Genomic DNA, 17,706 nt, shown 5'->3' with positions numbered 1-17,706 from the left:
TAGAGAAAAATATGAACCAACCTAAAACTACAGATAACACTTCTGATGTTCAAAATGATTTGCACGCCCAAGTAGTCGATTTGCAAATGAGCCTCGCGCACCTTGAAGTAACCGTCGAACGACTGGATGATGTAATTACGCGACAAGACAGAGATATTCATACACTGCAACGTCAACTACAGCTGATTTATAAACAGATTGAGGGTCAGGATACGGAAAGTGGTATTGCACCATTTGATGTAATGGCAGACAGACCGCCACATTATTAATAAGTAGAATTTGAAGAGAAAAGCTTTCAATAACGGAAAATATATACGTATTTTTATATATAGATACTGTCTGATGACTATGTGGTCATAACATAGAAATAATGTATTTTTGTAGTTGTTTTAGTGTTAAAAAATCTTTACTATCTTCCACCTCGGATACTGCTTATCTATGAAAATTAGGTAAAACAGTAAAACAATGCGGATGTTTGGAGATATAAAATGCGCCACACCTTTCATTTAAAAACTCTTGCAGTAGCTGTTGCTACTCTTTCTGTTGCTAGCGTCGCTAGTGCTGCTGGCCTTGATCGCTCAGGCCAAGATATCACCGCATTCCTACAAGACGGCACTTATGCAGAAGCTGTCTACACTTATATCGATGCTGACGTTACTGGTCACGACAACGCTTATGTCGGTTCAGACGACAAAGCTTACACTCAGGGTAAGAAGATTGATGATATCGCTGAGTCTTATGACTTCTTTCGTTATGGTGTGAAAACAGATATCAACGATACATTTAGTGTTGGTATTTTATATGATGAGCCTTTCGGTGCTGCTGCTGATTATGTTGGTGATAATAATTTTGTGGCTAGAGGTGATCTTGATGCATCGGTCAATGCTATCTCAGAAGGTAATGCTAGCAGTCCAACAGATGCCTCTAATAAAATTAGCCTTCTAACTCAGGGCGCAACAGCTGCTGGTATAGCAGCACAAAATTTTGCAGCACAGGCTCAGTCAGCAACAAATGCACAAGATGCTGCCAACTTTGCTGCTCAAGCAGAAGCTGCTCAAGCTCAAGCCCAAAACTTAGTAGGGCAAGCAAGATCTCTTGGTGCTGCAGTTGCTGCTGCTAATGCAGAAGAAGCGAATACTGGTGAAGGTACACAGGTGGAAGTACGTAGCGAAAGCGTTACAGGTATACTAGGTATGAAGTTTGGTAAAAATAAAAACTTCCAAGTATATGGTGGTCCTGTCCTTCAGCGTGTTACAGCTGATGTGAAGCTTCGCGGTATTGCTTATGGACCTGCGACTGGATACACCGCTCATATTAGTCCAGACCAAGATTATGGTTATCTTGCAGGTATCGCTTACAGTAAGCCTGAAATCGCTCTAAAGGCAGCTTTGACTTATCGATCAGAAATCGAGCACAGCATGAATATTGCTGAGACTTACCCTTTAGTTGCTGCATTCGGTGACAATCCAAGTCAAGGTGGCGTGATTGATATCACGACGCCTGAGTCAATTAACTTTGATTTCCAAACAGGTATCAACCCAACTACATTGGCGACAGCACGCGTACGTTATGTACCATGGGGTGATTTCTCGATTGTACCACCATTGTATACTGAAACAAGCAAGCTTAATCCTGATTTTCCAAAAGGCTTACCACTAGTGAGCTACGATGAAGATCAGTGGCTTGTAGAGCTCGGCCTTGCTAAACGCTTAGCACCAGCATTAGCAGTAAGTGGTACGGTTGGTTGGGATAGTGGTGCTGGTAATCCTGTTACCTCGCTTGGACCTACTGAAGGCTACTATAGCGCAGGCTTAGGTGCTAAATATAATGTTACTGAAAACTGGGCTATCTCAGCAGGTGGTAAGTACTTATGGTTAGGTGATGCGACAGGTCAACTACCAACGCAAAAAACAGTAGCAGACTTCGAAAGCAACGACGGATTTGTACTTGGTGTAAAAGTTTCTTACCAAGCTCAGTAATTCACAACTTAGTTATATAGCAAATATTTTAAATGTTATTGATAAAAAGCGATCCTTTAAGGGTCGCTTTTTTATAGGCAGTATTATAGTTATAGTGAACCCGTTTATCCTGAGGAAAAACTCTTCTGTGGACATATATATTTTTAGAAAATCCACATTCAAAAGTAGAAGTAAACGTCAATTTTCTATATATATCTTATTTGTACTGTTCAGTCATAATTGAGAAATAAAGCACTTTAATTGTTGTTTTAGTGTCAAAAAGCTATTAGTATTCAACTTAGGACACGACTTTGATACTTTAAATGTTAAGCGCAGCAATGCTATATATTGATTATCAAAGTAGTAATACAACAAGGACCGTTGGAGATACACAATGCGCACTACCTTTCACTTAAAAACCCTTGCAGTAGCAATCGCTACTCTCTCTGTCGCTAGCATGACTAATGCTGCTGGTCTTGATCGTTCAGGCCAAGATGTCACTGCTTTCTTTCAAGATGGTACCTATGCAGAAGCCGTCTATACTTATATTGATGCTGATGTAAGTGGTTATGATAGTGCTAACACTAACCCTTCTCAAAATGATTACGTACGTGGTGACAAGACAGGTGATATCGCTGAGTCTTATGACTTTTTCCGCTATGGCGTAAAAGCTGACATTAATGATACTTTTAGTATCGGCCTACTATACGATGAGCCTTTTGGTGCAGCTGCTGAATATACTCAAAGTAATTTCGTGTCGCAAGGGGATGTTGACGCCTCTATTGCTTCTATTACCAATGGATTAGTGCCAAGCCTTGCAGCTGCAGAGGGTGCAATTGATAGTCTTGCCCCATTCGATGGTTCTTTACCTGCAGAGCAGCAAGCTCAGTTAGATAGTTTGCGTGGAGCAGTAGCAGTAGCACAGGCTGAAGCAAGTACCGCAGGTGAGAATACTAATGTAGAAGTTCGTAGCCAAAGCCTCACAGGGATTTTGGGTATGAAGTTTGGTGCCAACAAAAACTTCCAGATTTATGGTGGTCCAGTTGCACAGCGTACTCAGTCTGAAACAAAATTACGCGGTTTAGCTTATGGACCTGCTAGCGGTTACACTTCAAACAGTAATCCTGATATGGACTATGGTTATATAGCAGGTATTGCTTATAGTAAGCCTGAAATCGCATTGAAGGCTGCTTTAACTTACCGTTCTGAAATCGATCATGATATACAAATATCTGAGTCGTATCCGTTAGTAGCTATTAGAGCTACAGCAGCAGGAGCTACTCCAGAACAAGCGGCTGCAGCAGCAAATAGAAACAGCAAATACGAAATTACTACTCCTAAATCAGTCAACTTTGATTTCCAAACAGGTATTAATCCTACGACACTAGCAACAGCAAAAGTACGCTGGGTACCTTGGAGCGACTTTGTCATTACACCGCCACTTTATAACGACACTAGTAAAATCAGTTATGGCCCTGATGGACTTAACTTAGTGGAATATAAAGACGACCAGTGGATGGTAGAGCTTGGCTTAGCGAAACGCGTAGCACCAGCACTTGCTATTAGCGGTACCGTTGGTTGGGATAGTGGCGCTGGTGATCCAACTACATCGTTGGGCCCAGTTGAAGGCTACTATAGTGTCGGTCTTGGTGCTAAATACAACGTCACGGAAAACTGGGCAGTATCGGCTGGTGGTAAGTACTTATGGTTCGGTGATGCAAAAGGTCAGTTACCTAGTGATAAAATCGTTGGTGATTTCCAAGATAATGATGGTTATATCGCTGGTGTAAAACTTTCTTACCAAGGTAAATAGCCTCTTTATATAACTGCTGAGTAATAAAAAAGCGACCTATCATAGGTCGCTTTTTTGTGGGTTTTCTATTAAGTATCTTATTATTTATATTTAAATACAGTTAGAACAGCAAAGATTATTTGTATAGAACTAATTCATACCATATCACTGCATCCCACTTGTTTGATTCAGCTTCGTATCCATGTATAACGCATATCCTTCGGATCAAGAGCAGATACGTACTTATATCTTATCGAGTATTTAGTAAGTAAGCTGTTAATAACAGCATAATATACTCAAGGTGTACAACAATGGATATGTATGAACAGGTAGCCAAATACGGTGCTAAACAGAAGTAGTTGTCGTAATAAAGGTCCACCATTCAAGGGTGGGTAGCATTAGATTGTCAAATAGGCTAGGACAATCTGGCTTAGTATATACATCACAGAGCTATTAGATACTACTGTTGCTATCCATACTCCTGTCTCACTTGCCATAATTTCTCTTGGGTTGATACTGTAGTAGATCACATATATTAAATCGTCACTCATGAAAAAAACCTCGCCAATAGTGACGAGGTTTTTTTGTAACAATAATCTTAAGACATTATGTAAACTTATTTGTTTAAATTTAGCTCCATCTCTTTGTACTTAGCAGAAACTGAAGGTCTTGGGCCACCAGTCATGATACTAACAGCAAAGATAGCGATAGTACTTAAGATAAAGCCTGGAACGATAGCGTATAACCAGCTATTTAGTGCCATACCATCTACTTGGAAAGGACCATAAATCCATAGGATAACAGTCAAAGCACCAACAACCATACCAGCAACAGCACCATTACGGTTCATACCACGCCATGTTAGACTGAAGATAACCAATGGACCAAACGCAGCACCAAATCCTGCCCATGCGTTAGAAACTAGGTTCAATACTGAGCTATCTGGATTAGAAGCAAGCATGATAGATACTAGCGCAACCACTACGACAGAAACGCGACCAACCAATACCTGACGAGCTTCTGGTGCGTCTTTATCAAAGAATAGTTTGTATACATCTTTAGTTAGAGAGCTTGATACAACCAATAGCTGCGATGAGATGGTACTCATAATTGCCGCTAAAATAGCTGCTAATAGGAAACCTGACACCAATGGATGGAACAAGAACTGAGTAAATACTAAGAAGATAGTCTCAGGATCGTCCAGTGTCATGGCAGTTTTTTGTACGTAAGCACGACCAGCAAAACCAGTCATCAGTGAACCAACAAGGCTCACAACCATCCAGCTCATACCGATGTTACGTGCGGTCGGTACATCTCTCACTGAACGAATCGCCATAAAACGTACGATAATATGCGGCTGGCCAAAGTAACCTAAGCCCCATGCCATTAACGAAATAATACCGATGACACTCATGCCGCTAGTAACGTCTAAAAGGGTAGGGTCGATATTTCTGACGGCTTCTGTAGTGGCTGAAATACCACCAAGATCAGTAAAGGCAACGACAGGTACGATTACCATGGCAAACAGCATGATGACACCCTGTACGAAATCGGTCATTGAAACAGCTAAGAAACCACCGAATAGCGTATAAGCCACAACCACACCAGCAGTAACCCACAGGCCAGTGCTATATGAGAGGTTAAGTGAGCTTTCGAAGAGTTTACCACCACCGACAAGACTTGCAGCGGTATAGACGGTAAAGAATAGAATGATGACCACGGCTGAAATGACGCGTAGCATGTGCGACTTGTCTTCAAAGCGGTTGGCGAAATAATCGGGTAGGGTGATAGCGTTGTCAGCCACTTCGGTATAAACACGAAGGCGAGGTGCTACGATGAGATAATTTAGTAATGCACCTAATGTCAAACCAAGCGCGATCCAAATACTGACCACACCATCGGCAAACATATAACCAGGTAAGCCAAGTAGTAACCAACCTGACATATCTGATGCACCTGCAGAAAGTGCGGTTACTGCTGGGCCTAAGTTACGACCCCCTAACATATAGCCTTCAGTATCATTGGCTTGCTTAAAATAAGCGTAAACACCAATCCCAATCATCACTAAGAAATAGGCGCCGAGTGATATCAGCACGCCACTAGAAACTCCGTTCATATAAATTGTCCTTAACCAACATGGTTGGCTGTAATTATTTTTAACTATAAAAGTTCTGTCCTACAAGGCGATGTCCAAAACAATATTTAAAGACAAAAAAAGCCATTAATTGAGACATAATGGCTTTTTTCAGTATCTTCTGTAGTTATATATGATTGATGTCGTTCTATGGCTAGCACTCATATAGAGATAGAGAACAATGGGAATTTTGCATTCCACTTATCTATTGTTATTGCTCGCATCTGCTATTTATATATGAGTATTAGCAACCTACACAATCAACCAAAACCATTAAACCTACTGTTAACCATCATATCTTACTAGAAGTATTCAATATATGACTATCAGTGTCCTTGTGGTAAATTTTTGTTATACAAACAACGTCAAGCGTATTATAACGCATGATAGATTCAAATGCGAATAGGTTGAATTTATATATTATTATAGTCAGCTAGTTTTATTCGATAGGCGCCAGTAAATCTAAGAGCGCAGTGACACTGCTAGACTGTGTAAGCTTCGGATTAATGACCACACCTAGATAACGCTGTAGCTCAATATTATCTGCCATATCAATACGTTCCAAATCTTGGCTGACCATCGTTTGAGGCAGTACTGACCAGCCAAGACCGACAGATACCAGCATACGAATTGACTCAAGCGGGTTAGTACTCATCGTGGCATAAGGCTTTAGATTGTGCTTGGCAAATTCAGCCAAAGTAATCTGACTGGTAAAGGTATTGGCAGACGGTAGAATAGCAGGATATCGTGCTAGCTGTTCTAACGTGACATTCGATTTGGTTGCCAACGCTGATAGCGTACCAGTCATAAAGTAAAGAGGGTCTGACCATAACGTATGGTAGGTTAGCCGCTTATCGTAGACAGGTGGAAGCGTAACAAAGGCTAGAGATAAATCACCATCCAATACGGCTTTGTGCGCTTTTTCAGAATCTACGAAGTGTACTTCTAACTGAACAGCTGGATAAGCTTGAATGAAGTGTTTCAGGACAGGTGCTAAATGATGTAGGCCAATATGATGGCTAGTACCAATAACTAACTTGCCAGAGACGATATGCTGAGAATGCTGTAAGTTGATTTTAAAGTTCTCATAATCTTCTAGCCAACGTTTGGCATGAGGTAGCATTTCACTAGCCGCTTGAGTAGGTACAATCCCGCGTCCTACCGTATCAAACAAGGTAATGTTAAACTCGTCTTCTAAGTTTTTGATACGTTTACTGACAGCAGGCTGCGTGATAAACAGCTTTTCTGCGGCGCCTGAGATACTGCCAGTGTGCATAACGGTAACGAATGTCGTCAAGTTTGTGGTGTTCAAACGAATGTCCTTAGCTACTTTACGAGCTATAAATAAAAGTTGGCTGACCCAATCACAACGTATTAGAAATAAAAGTTTGTGTCTGGTTAAAAATCATCAATTATTATTATAGGATTTGCCTGCTATAATCACAAGACATCGAGGCGTATTGTGACATATTTATTCTAAAAAATTGGCTATTTGCCATTTAAAAGGTATTTTAAGCGTTAGTTTTAGTCATATGTTGGGTCTCATAAAGAAATAATATTTAAATCATAGATACGACAGCAATTATTAAACATTATAGATAGACATAGTATTTACATAGAATCTTAGCTTGGCAATGTTCAAGTAAGTAAAAATTAAGTAATTAGTAACCTATAAAGGATAGCAACATGGCTGGTCAAACGTTATATGACAAACTTTGGAACGCTCACGAAGTCACTAAGCGCGACGATGGTTCGAGCCTGATTTATATCGACCGCCACCTATTGCACGAAGTGACGAGTCCACAAGCATTTGAAGGGTTGGAGTTGGCAAATAGAGCGCCATGGCGTTTATCGGCTAACATTGCCAGTCCAGATCATAATGTGCCGACCGTTACTAAAGAGCGCCTAGAAGGGGTGCCTGGGATTAAAGACAAGGTATCACGCTTGCAGGTTGTCACTTTGGACGATAACTGTACCAAGTTTGATATTGCTGAATTTACTATCAATGATGCCCGTCAAGGAATTTTGCACGTGGTCGGTCCTGAGCAAGGTTTGGTCTTGCCAGGTATGACAGTTGTTTGCGGTGACTCGCATACAGCGACCCACGGAGCACTTGGTTGCTTGGCTCATGGTATCGGAACCTCTGAAGTTGAGCATGTATTGGCAACGCAGTGTTTGATTCAAAAGAAATCAAAAAATATGCAGATTCGCGTCACTGGTCAACTTGGTGCTGGCGTCACTTCAAAAGATGTGGTGTTAGCTATCATTGCGAAGATTGGTACTGCAGGTGGTACAGGACACGCGATTGAATTTGCAGGTCAAGTGTTCGAAGACATGAGTATGGAAGGTCGCATGACCGTCTGTAACATGGCGATTGAAGCAGGCGCGCGCGTCGGTATGGTTGCGGTCGATGACACGACGATTGATTATGTCAAAGGTCGTCCATATGCGCCAAGCGAAGCACAATGGGAACAAGCGGAAGCCTACTGGCGTACACTATATTCAGATGATGACGCGGTATTTGATACTGTGGTAGAAATCGACGGTAGTCAGATCGCACCACAGGTATCTTGGGGTACATCGCCTGAGATGGTGGTAGATATCACGCAATCTGTACCGACACCAGATCAAGCCATTGATGAAGCTCAAGAAGAAGGCTGGTTACGCGCTTATACTTATATGGGGCTAGAAGCTGGTCAGAAAATTACGGATATCCAACTTGACCGTATATTTATCGGTTCATGTACCAATTCACGTATCGAAGATTTACGTGATGCGGCAGCGGTAATCAAAGGTCGCAAAGTTGCTGATAACGTAAAAGAAGCGATCGTTGTTTCAGGTTCTGGACAGGTGAAGTTGCAAGCAGAGGCTGAAGGCTTGGATACGTTGTTTACCGAAGCTGGTTTTGAATGGCGTGAGCCGGGCTGCTCAATGTGTCTGGCAATGAATGCGGATAAACTTGAGCCGCAAGAGCATTGCGCCTCAACGTCTAATCGTAATTTTGAAGGTCGTCAGGGTAACGGTGGTCGTACGCATTTGGTAAGCCCAGCAATGGCAGCTGCCGCCGCGTTGGCAGGTCATTTTGTAGACGTTCGTACGTTTTAAGACTGATAATAAGTAGCTGACATTATGCTTGTATTAACGATAAATATATGGGCATGGTTTCAAAGATGGTAAAAACTTATTTACTGTTTAATACGCTTATTAAGATCATCAGCCAGCAAAAATATAATTGATAGGAAATTTTATGCAAGCTTATAACACCCAAACAGGTATCGTTTGCCCGTTAGATCGCGCAAACGTCGATACCGACCAAATTATCGCAAAACAGTTTTTAAAGTCTATTAAACGTACAGGTTTTGGCGTGAATCTATTTGATGATTGGCGCTATCTTGACGAAGGTTATCCTGGTCAAGACAACAGTACACGAGTCATCAATCCAGACTTCGTGCTGAATAAACCACGTTATCAAGGCGCTACTATCTTACTAGCACGCAGAAACTTTGGTTGTGGCTCTAGTCGTGAGCATGCACCTTGGGCGTTATCAGAGTATGGTTTCCGTACAGTAATTGCGCCGAGTTTTGCAGATATTTTCTACAATAACTGCTTTAAAAATGGCATGTTGCCGATTGTGTTGGATGAAGCGATTGTAGATACGTTAATGAAGGCGACTTTTGATAACGAAGGCTATGAATTGACCGCTGATCTTGAGCGTCAAGTCGTCATCACACCAACTGGTGAAGAGTATGCTTTTGAAGTAGATGCTTTTCGCAAACATTGCTTGTTAAACGGACTGGATGATATTGGTCTAACCTTGCAACAAAGTGATGCTATCAAAGATTATGAGCAACAAATGATGCAAAAAACACCGTGGATATTTAACGACGTAAGAGCATAGAGGGTCATTCTATAATCTACTGCTCATAAAACTATGAGTAGTCGCAACGCAGCGTTGAGTTATGGCGGTGAACTGTCTAAAATGAAGGATAGTTTTTCACTACATTTTATTATCTCTCTTGAATAGTAGCCGCCATTATGAATACAAAACGTTATGCTCTATGGACAAGTACAATTGTTGCTGTAAGCTTATTATTGTCAGGCTGTCAGCTATTGACGGGCTATCAAAAAATAGATGAAGCAGAGAGTGCCGAGGCATGGGTAGGTAAAATTAAACCTATCGCTGGTGAAGTAAATATTGCGTGTGTGGGTACATATCATTGCGAAATTGTGCAGATAGATAAAACACTTATTATTGCGCCCAACAGTCACGAGCCAATCAATCCTCAGATTATGACAGCCTTACCACGTCAAGAAGGAATGGTAAAAACATCGATAAATATGGATATGACACCACTCGTCAATAAAAATGCCATAAAAGTTGTGCCGTTAGCGCCTTCGAGTATGCCAGGATTGACCAACTACTATGCACGGGTCATGCCTGCCAAACACGAGGTACATGTTAATTTTTATCCAGAAAATAACATGGGCTATGTTGAGCGTTTTGCGATGATTCATGACTTTACTGAAGCGGGTACCTATCAGCTGCGCGCTTATCAGAAGAAGAACAGCGAAAAATCAGGCAGTCTATTAGACACAGCATCACCTGAGCCTTTATGCATTGAGCTATTGCAAGGCACGAAAGTACAGCGCCGATTCTGCAAGCAACTAGACGCTGAGCATCAAGGCGAGTTTGTAGAGACGGGTATGGCCAAAGCAGTAACATCAGCACCCAAAGCCAAAAAAATGACAGCATAAAGTATGAGACTGAAAAGCTCAAAAATATAACCAACCAATAAAAACATTCCAAAAGGATCAGTATGGCAACGATTTTAACATTAGCGGGTGATGGTATTGGCCCTGAAATTATGACCCAAGCCGTTGACGTGCTTAAGGCTGTCAATGATAAGTTTTCACTTAATTTAACGCTTGAGTCTGGATTGATTGGCGGTGTGGCTATTGATGCAACTGATAAGCCTTTACCAGATGAGACATTGGCCCGTGCTCGCGCCGCAGATGCCGTATTGCTAGGTGCGGTCGGTGGTCCTAAATGGGATGCAATCGAGCGTAGTAAACGTCCTGAGCGTGGTCTATTGAAAATCCGCGGTGAGCTTGGTTTATTTGCCAACCTACGCGTAGCCAAGCTCTATCCACAGTTAGCTAATGCCTCAAGTATCAAACCTGAAATTATCTCAGGTCTAGATCTATTGATCGTTCGTGAGCTGACAGGCGGTATCTATTTCGGTGAGCCTCGTGGTATCCGCACCCTAGAAAACGGTGAGCAGCAGGGCTATAACACGATGGTGTATAGCACAAGTGAGATTCAGCGTATTGGTAAAGTTGCTTTTGAATTGGCAAAAACGCGTGCACAAGCAGCAGGCACAGCAGCTAAGGTATGTTCAGTTGATAAAGCCAATGTATTAGAAGTTACCGAGCTGTGGAAACAGACGATGATCGAGATGCAGCAAGCTGACTATAGTGATGTGGCGTTATCACATATGTATGCTGACAATGCTTGCATGCAGTTGATTAAAGATCCTAAGCAGTTCGATGTCATGGTGACAGGTAACATGTTTGGCGATATCCTATCTGATGAAGCTGCGATGTTGACAGGCTCTATCGGTATGTTGCCATCAGCGAGCTTAGATGAGTCAGGTAAGGGCATGTACGAGCCGTGTCATGGTTCAGCGCCTGACATCGCAGGACAAGATAAAGCCAATCCATTAGCGACTATCTTATCTGTTGCTATGATGCTGCGTTATACCTTCAAACAGGAAGATGCGGCACAAGCAATTGAGCAGGCAGTTAGTGATGTACTTGATGATGGTCTACGTACGCTGGATATTTTAGATAGTAGCGAAGCTGGACTTAAGCAGGTAGGCTGTAAAGAAATGGGTCAAGCGGTCTTGGCCAAACTGATATAAGTTAACTTGCGTTTAAAGGCTATTCCTATATAGCATTTTCCACAGTCTCAGTTTACGTGTTATATACCCATAAGCTACTAAGTGGCTTATGGGTTTTTTATCGTTTATCTGTTAGCAAAGCTTATCTACAAGCATTGTCTTAACAGAGACGCTGTACAACAAAGCTCCTTTTAACACAAAGCTGTTATATGCTCACAAGGTAATATGACAATATTAATAGCTTATAAAGGAGCTAAAATATTTCGCTTTTAGCAGAAGTATAAGAGTAAACGTAAGATTAACGAAATCAAGTTATATAGAATTTAAAGACTGTAGTATTTGAAAACTGAAAATAATAATAGAATTTTTTAAATGAGGAGCGTTACATGTATCAATTAACAAGAATCAGTAAAGCATTAACAGTGGTTAGTCTCTCTAGCTTACTACTCATGGGGCAAAGCGTTGCAGCAGAACCAACGGACAGTGTGAGCGTAAGTAATAGCGTCAAGTCTCCGGCAGAAGTCAGTCCAGTGACTAATGGCGTAAGTCAAAAGTTAACAGGAGATAGTAAAGCTGCGACTTCATTGAATAAGCTATTGCCTACGATTAAATATACAACTGAGAACCTATCTGACAATGCAAAAAAAGTAAACAATGTCACTTGGATGGCAGATGCAGATATTGATCGTAATATAGGAACAAAGCTGCAGGCTCTATTAAACTGGCATCATAACGGAGTAGGGCCTGTCGATGGCTACTGGGGCAAAAATACTCGCAAAGCCATGCAGGCATTTCAAAAAGCAAATGGTTTAGATACAACCGATACGTTGAACAACGAGACGTGGCAAGCGCTGACCAAGAATGAGAAGCTCACAACTCAACCAGTGCTAGTCAGCTATCAGCTCACTGAAGCAGATGTGAATGTCAAAACCACAACCATACCTGCTGATTCTGTTGCCAAATCAAAGCTTGAGGGGATGTACTACGAAAGCATTACTGAGGCGTTGGCAGAGAAGTTTCATATTAGTGAAAAGTACTTAAAATCGCTTAATCCTGATGCCAGTTTTACTGCTGGTGAAATCATTACGGTATACAACCCTGGTAATCCTAATACCAAGCCTGTGCATCGCGTCGTTGCTGATAAAGCCACTGAAACACTCTACGCATATGATGAGAACAATAACTTGATCGCTAGCTATCCGACGACAGTGGGCAGTACAGCGACACCATCACCAACAGGTACGCATACTGTCAAAGTAAAGGTGCACGAGCCCAACTATACTTATACGGCCAATGACGGTAGCAAGTTGATCATTCCGCCAGGTCCTAACAATCCAGTTGGTTCGGTATGGATTGGGCTTAGCAAACCGACTTATGGCATTCATGGATCACCAGATCCTGCTCGTATCAGTCGTCAAGCATCAGCAGGTTGTGTGCGTTTGACCAACTGGGATGCGCTTAGTCTGCTTGGAGTAATAAAAAACGGCGCAACTGTCGAGTTTAGTTAGACACGGCAGTACTAAATCATAAAAAATGGACAAAAAAATACCGCTAAAATCTAGCGGTATTTTTTGTGGTAAGTAGAAACAGTCAATACTAAATAACTAAAATATTGATAGGCAATAATGAGCAGATTAGCATTTTCATTATTATTATCAGTTTCACTACCCAAGCGTCATATCAGCTATCAGCGATAACGTAGCTATTCGGCTATTGGCTGTATCTTACCAATGCTAATACTTTCATAACCATATTGGTCAGTCAGTATTTAGTTTTTACCACGGTAGGTGATACGGCCTTTAGATAGGTCATAAGGTGTCATTTCAACTTTAACCTTATCACCTGTCAAGATACGAATATAATGCTTACGCATCTTACCAGAAATATGCGCAATGATTTCGTGCCCGTTTTCTAAACGAACTTTGAACAAAGTATTAGGAAGGGTATCAATGACTTCGCCTTCAAATTCAATAATATCGTCTTTTGCCATAGTTTGTATCAATCAATTAAAAAATAAGCCCATATTATACGTAAGTTAGCGGATTAAAGCAATACGAACCTGCTTTTGACTTGACAGCATGTAAGTGATATGTATGCCAAATGATATTGATTTAGTTAGGTAGATTTAACCAGACAGGTGTTAGCGGCGCATCTGGCAATAAGCTCTGAAAACGTTCAGGATAATAGGCATTGATAAAATATAGTCCATCACCTGAAGCAGTAGGTGGTGCAATCGTTCGATCCTTTTTATGCAAAATATTCAAAAAATCTGCTGGTTCTAGCTCGTGTCTACCAATGGCATATAATGTGCCCATTAAATTGCGAACCATATGATGTAAAAACCCATCTGCTTGTATATCGAAAACGATAAATTGACCATGAGCAAAAAGGTTTGCATGGCTAATCGTACGCACTGGTTGATTGGATTGACAGGCAGCAGCACGGTAACTGCTAAAATCGTGTGTACCGACGATATCAGCTGCTGCTTGCTGCATGGCTTCTAAATCAAGCGGTTCATAGATATGAGTCACTTGATGATTTAGTATGGCAGGGCGCTGTGCTTGGTTGAGCGTAATATAACGATAGCGACGAGCAATAGCACCAAAACGCGCGTGAAAATCAGCTGGCATGGGTTGTATCCAGCGGAGAGCAATATCATCGGGAAGTAGGCTGTTCACACCGCGCAACCAGTTATGAGTTGGGCGATACGCATGAGTTGTAAAATGGGCAATCATATTGCTCGCATGGACGCTGGCGTCAGTACGCCCAGCTGCGATGACTTCTACAGACTCATTGGCAACTTTGCCGATAGCTGTCTCTAAGGCTTCTTGTACACCCAAAACCTCTCGTTGCCGTTGCCAGCCATGATAATGAGTTCCTAAGAACTCAATAGCAATCGCTAAAGTGTAGGTTGGTTCAGTTTCAATAATTTCAGTCTCAGACATTAGGGTTTCTAAACTTATAAAATGGGAATTAATTAAAAGTCGCTTAGCGCTTTTTGATGCTAGTGCCAGTTTGATTGACATTATTCAACCAACGCTGTCTGCGTCTGGCAGGACTGTCATAGCGAAGTAGCAACCATAGTAATCGGGCATAAATAGCAGGTATGGTCAAACGTCCACCAGTAATGACATGATGCTCGTACTGCCAACTGCCTGCCGCATAGCTATCGCTGACGCCGCCAAACGGACATTGACTGGCTGATATCACCATATGTCCACGTTCATGAGCAAGGGACAGTGTTTCTGCTAGTGCAGCTGAATAAGGGATGTTACCGGCGCCAAACCCTAATAGAATGATGCCACATGGTGGCTGCGACAATAAAGCTTGTAGCTGGTTGTTTATCATCGAAACATCGTTAGGTAGGCAATATAGCGCATGAACACTCGCGTTTTCAGCGCGTGTTTGAATACTGGATAGCAAGTCTTGTTGATCATCAAGCCAATGTTGCCTACGAGTGTCAGGTAGATTTTTTATATAGCTATTGGCTGGGTAAGCGGCGCGAGAATGACCAGTAAATGCCATTAGATCATGGCTGTGAATTTTTTGTACCGTTTGAGCAGGCCATGCTTCCCCGCCAAAACTGACCTTCACGCCTGATTCACCAGCAGCGGCTAGTTTTAACGAGTCGTTTAGATTGCCCCAAGCATCGCTATGTTCGTCGATGTTATAGGAATGCAATATCTCACTGTCTAATAATGGACGCATACTTGCGGTCAGAACAATACAAATATCACTACCTGCAAAAGCTTCTGCTAAAAATGCGCCTAAGTAACTCAACGTATCCGTGCCAGTGATGAGTACAAAGCGTCTATCACCTTTGGTATAAGCATTCAGTAGTAGTTGATAGAAATGCGCAAAGTCGCTAGGGGTAAGCTGGCTGCTGTCTTTGATCAGGGCGTTTTCTAACCATGAAACTGTTGGTAAGTTGTACGTACTGTCTTGGGCAGATAAAAGTTTTTGTAGAGTAGGCAAAAACACTTCTGCTGATAATGGCGCTAAAGGTCTGCCATAGCTACCAAAAGTACCGCCAGCATAAATCAATTGAATAGGGTCGGATAGATTTTTGAGCATAACAGAAGATGGCATAGTATCAACACAGTAAACAAGTATGGAAGAAAAGAGGTGCTGGAGAATTGAGCAACGATGGCTAAAGGGTTCAATAATAGATACTATTAGAGTTAAATGCAAAAAAAATCAGCAAGCATCCCGTGATTAGGAAGTACTTGCTGATGAGAGACTAGACTATTAACTACGCAGTACGCTCAAGTAATAGCTGTGCTTGTTGTTTCTGCTCATTAGTACCTTGAGCTATCACCTCATTGAGTAAACGCTTTGCACTGTCGTATTCACCCAATTGTAGATATTGATCTGCCAAGTCTAACGTCACTTGATTACTGTCTAATGATTTTACGAAATCAAAATCTGCTGCGAACCGTGATGAGAAATCTTCTGCTGATTCAGTCTCTTGAGGTGTGATAGAAGTGTCACTCTCAACTGGCGCAGCTGTAGAGACTGAGGTAGTGGTCGACGGAGTGTCAAATAGAGAATCATCGTCTATCAGCGTATTGTCATCAAATCTTAACGATGCAGCAGGTGTGATATTGGATTCTTCAACATCATTAACCTCGATATCATTATTGAGTAATGGTTCCTCAAGGTTAATATCTGCAAAGCTCTCTTCTTCAAGGGTCATACTCTCAGGAGTATTGTTTCCAAAATCAGTATTTTCCAGAATGAAATTATCGAAATCACTGTCGTTTTCAGTCGTAGACAGGTCATCATTGGAGATAGTATCGATTTCATCTAATGTATCTAGAATGCCCAAAGATAAAGTAAAGTCATCTTCACCGCTTTGGACAGTATCAATAGAGTGTTGTTCAGTGTTGACAGATACGTCATTAGTTATGACGTCATTTTTATCTGTATCATCTGCTAAATCATCGAAATCTAAGATAAAATCTTCTTCTGGTACTGCTTTCTCATTGTCATCATGTAAGAGGTTAGTGTCTATAGATGATTCATTCGAAGTATCATCAAATGAATCAAAGTCAAACTCAAAGTCACTAAGATCGTTAACTTCGTTATTACTAACATTATCGTTAGCAGAGCTCTCTAAAACGTTGTTATCTACATTGTCCAATGGTGTGACAGGCGTTTCACTTGTCATATTAGGCGCATTGAAATCATTCTCTAAATCGCTGAGGGTCAGATCAAAGCTATCATTCGGATTTTCGGTAATAGGACTAACATTGCCGACTTTGTCTGATAACTCTAAGCTGTCGACAGGCTCACTTATTGCAGTATCGTTATTATTTTCTTCAATTGGCTGATGGTCTACTGCATTAGTACTATTATTCTGACTAATAGGCAAATCGAAGTCTATACTTTCAAAGTTGGTTGTATTTTCTACAGGTAGTTCTTGAGCCTGCATGGCTACAGGTTCTAATTCATCAAAAGATAGATTTCTTATCTCATCTGCTTGAGCGATAGTATGACTATCGTTATGAGCTCTTATAGACTCATAAACATTGTTGAAATCTTCAGGCTGGTTTATCGTCGCGTATATGCTGAGTAGTTTAAGAGACAATGCACTGTTATGAGGTTTTTCACTTAAACCACGTTTAATGGTTTCGATCGCCTTGTCATAGCGCTGCTGATCCATAAAACGCTGAGCAATAGTGATATGGTCAAATTTATGGTTATTGCTGACATTAGTGTGGGTAGGAGTACCATAATCTACTTTTGGTGATGGAGTAGACATATCTTTTCTTGAATTAATAGGCGATGCTGCTGACGATTTCTGCGCCTTGTTTTTGCGCAAGAATAAAGCAGCCACTAACAGAATAAGCGCCAATCCGGCGATGATATATAGCATATTGTCCATAGTTATTCCTACGCCTGTGATCACAATCTAATGTA

At 41.4% G+C, this 17,706-nt stretch carries 14 protein-coding genes; 8 read left to right on the top strand and 6 right to left on the bottom strand.

Annotated features, from left to right (window positions below; genetic code table 11):
• Positions 1-11 precede the first annotated feature (11 nt).
• The 3 genes from JMX96_RS01575 to JMX96_RS01565 all read left to right on the top strand — a co-directional run bounded on the left by JMX96_RS01575 (position 12) and on the right by JMX96_RS01565 (position 3,771).
• Positions 12-269 (top strand): SlyX family protein, encoded by a 258-nt coding sequence (locus JMX96_RS01575; protein ID WP_201566878.1) that lies wholly within the window; start codon positions 12-14, stop codon positions 267-269.
• A 219-nt stretch (positions 270-488) separates the two neighbouring features.
• On the top strand, positions 489-1,979 hold the full coding sequence (locus tag JMX96_RS01570; protein ID WP_201566876.1) for a hypothetical protein: 1,491 nt from the start codon (positions 489-491) through the stop codon (positions 1,977-1,979).
• Positions 1,980-2,352: 373 nt separating this feature from the next.
• The gene (locus JMX96_RS01565) at positions 2,353-3,771 is read left to right on the top strand and encodes an outer membrane protein transport protein (protein WP_201566874.1); all 1,419 of its coding nucleotides are present in this window, start codon (positions 2,353-2,355) and stop codon (positions 3,769-3,771) included.
• A 595-nt stretch (positions 3,772-4,366) separates the two neighbouring features.
• On the opposite strand, the gene putP is transcribed toward JMX96_RS01565, so the two are convergent.
• Together putP and JMX96_RS01555 are read right to left on the bottom strand one after the other, a co-directional pair.
• Positions 4,367-5,866, bottom strand: coding sequence for a sodium/proline symporter PutP (gene putP, locus JMX96_RS01560; RefSeq protein ID WP_201566873.1), 1,500 nt, complete (start codon positions 5,864-5,866; stop codon positions 4,367-4,369).
• Positions 5,867-6,323: 457 nt separating this feature from the next.
• Entirely contained in the window at positions 6,324-7,196 is an 873-nt protein-coding gene (locus JMX96_RS01555) for a LysR family transcriptional regulator (RefSeq protein WP_057759318.1), read from the bottom strand.
• Between the two features lie 374 nt (positions 7,197-7,570).
• On the opposite strand from JMX96_RS01555, the gene leuC reads away from it, so the two are divergent.
• The 5 genes from leuC to JMX96_RS01530 all read left to right on the top strand — a co-directional run bounded on the left by leuC (position 7,571) and on the right by JMX96_RS01530 (position 13,292).
• Complete coding sequence (gene leuC, locus JMX96_RS01550) at positions 7,571-8,989, top strand: 3-isopropylmalate dehydratase large subunit (RefSeq protein ID WP_201566871.1); 1,419 nt, start codon at positions 7,571-7,573, stop codon at positions 8,987-8,989.
• A gap of 142 nt (positions 8,990-9,131) precedes the next feature.
• Positions 9,132-9,782 carry a 3-isopropylmalate dehydratase small subunit gene (leuD, locus tag JMX96_RS01545; RefSeq protein WP_057759322.1) on the top strand — a complete coding sequence of 217 codons (651 nt, stop codon included), beginning with the start codon at positions 9,132-9,134 and terminating at the stop codon, positions 9,780-9,782.
• Positions 9,783-9,919: 137 nt separating this feature from the next.
• Positions 9,920-10,639, top strand: coding sequence for a hypothetical protein (locus JMX96_RS01540; protein WP_201566869.1), 720 nt, complete (start codon positions 9,920-9,922; stop codon positions 10,637-10,639).
• 62 nt (positions 10,640-10,701) lie between these two features.
• Complete coding sequence (gene leuB, locus JMX96_RS01535) at positions 10,702-11,805, top strand: 3-isopropylmalate dehydrogenase (protein WP_201566867.1); 1,104 nt, start codon at positions 10,702-10,704, stop codon at positions 11,803-11,805.
• Between the two features lie 365 nt (positions 11,806-12,170).
• Positions 12,171-13,292: a L,D-transpeptidase family protein gene (locus tag JMX96_RS01530; RefSeq protein ID WP_201566865.1), complete on the top strand. Its 1,122-nt coding sequence runs from the start codon at positions 12,171-12,173 to the stop codon at positions 13,290-13,292.
• A gap of 260 nt (positions 13,293-13,552) precedes the next feature.
• On the opposite strand, the gene infA is transcribed toward JMX96_RS01530, so the two are convergent.
• From infA to JMX96_RS01510, 4 genes are all read right to left on the bottom strand, one after another.
• Complete coding sequence (gene infA, locus JMX96_RS01525; protein ID WP_021814850.1) at positions 13,553-13,774, bottom strand: translation initiation factor IF-1; 222 nt, start codon at positions 13,772-13,774, stop codon at positions 13,553-13,555.
• A gap of 121 nt (positions 13,775-13,895) precedes the next feature.
• A complete protein-coding gene (gene truA, locus JMX96_RS01520) occupies positions 13,896-14,729 on the bottom strand; it encodes a tRNA pseudouridine(38-40) synthase TruA (protein ID WP_201566863.1) in 834 nt (277 codons plus the stop codon).
• 43 nt (positions 14,730-14,772) lie between these two features.
• A complete protein-coding gene (locus JMX96_RS01515) occupies positions 14,773-15,873 on the bottom strand; it encodes an asparaginase (RefSeq protein WP_201566861.1) in 1,101 nt (366 codons plus the stop codon).
• 163 nt (positions 15,874-16,036) lie between these two features.
• A complete protein-coding gene (locus tag JMX96_RS01510; RefSeq protein WP_201566859.1) occupies positions 16,037-17,671 on the bottom strand; it encodes a FimV/HubP family polar landmark protein in 1,635 nt (544 codons plus the stop codon).
• Positions 17,672-17,706 lie beyond the last annotated feature (35 nt).

The organism is Psychrobacter sp. JCM 18900, assembly GCF_904846625.1.
GTDB lineage: Bacteria > Pseudomonadota > Gammaproteobacteria > Pseudomonadales > Moraxellaceae > Psychrobacter.
This window is presented reverse-complemented; position numbering and strand designations above follow the sequence as displayed.

Coding starts and splice junctions, on each gene's coding strand:
- leuD (WP_057759322.1), top strand. CDS start 9,132: ATGCAAGCTTATAACACCCAAACAGGTATCGTTTGCCCGTTAGATCGC.
- JMX96_RS01570 (WP_201566876.1), top strand. CDS start 489: ATGCGCCACACCTTTCATTTAAAAACTCTTGCAGTAGCTGTTGCTACT.
- JMX96_RS01575 (WP_201566878.1), top strand. CDS start 12: ATGAACCAACCTAAAACTACAGATAACACTTCTGATGTTCAAAATGAT.
- putP (WP_201566873.1), bottom strand. CDS start 5,866: ATGAACGGAGTTTCTAGTGGCGTGCTGATATCACTCGGCGCCTATTTC.
- JMX96_RS01565 (WP_201566874.1), top strand. CDS start 2,353: ATGCGCACTACCTTTCACTTAAAAACCCTTGCAGTAGCAATCGCTACT.
- leuC (WP_201566871.1), top strand. CDS start 7,571: ATGGCTGGTCAAACGTTATATGACAAACTTTGGAACGCTCACGAAGTC.
- JMX96_RS01540 (WP_201566869.1), top strand. CDS start 9,920: ATGAATACAAAACGTTATGCTCTATGGACAAGTACAATTGTTGCTGTA.
- JMX96_RS01530 (WP_201566865.1), top strand. CDS start 12,171: ATGTATCAATTAACAAGAATCAGTAAAGCATTAACAGTGGTTAGTCTC.
- JMX96_RS01510 (WP_201566859.1), bottom strand. CDS start 17,671: ATGGACAATATGCTATATATCATCGCCGGATTGGCGCTTATTCTGTTA.
- infA (WP_021814850.1), bottom strand. CDS start 13,774: ATGGCAAAAGACGATATTATTGAATTTGAAGGCGAAGTCATTGATACC.
- leuB (WP_201566867.1), top strand. CDS start 10,702: ATGGCAACGATTTTAACATTAGCGGGTGATGGTATTGGCCCTGAAATT.
- JMX96_RS01515 (WP_201566861.1), bottom strand. CDS start 15,873: ATGCCATCTTCTGTTATGCTCAAAAATCTATCCGACCCTATTCAATTG.
- truA (WP_201566863.1), bottom strand. CDS start 14,729: ATGTCTGAGACTGAAATTATTGAAACTGAACCAACCTACACTTTAGCG.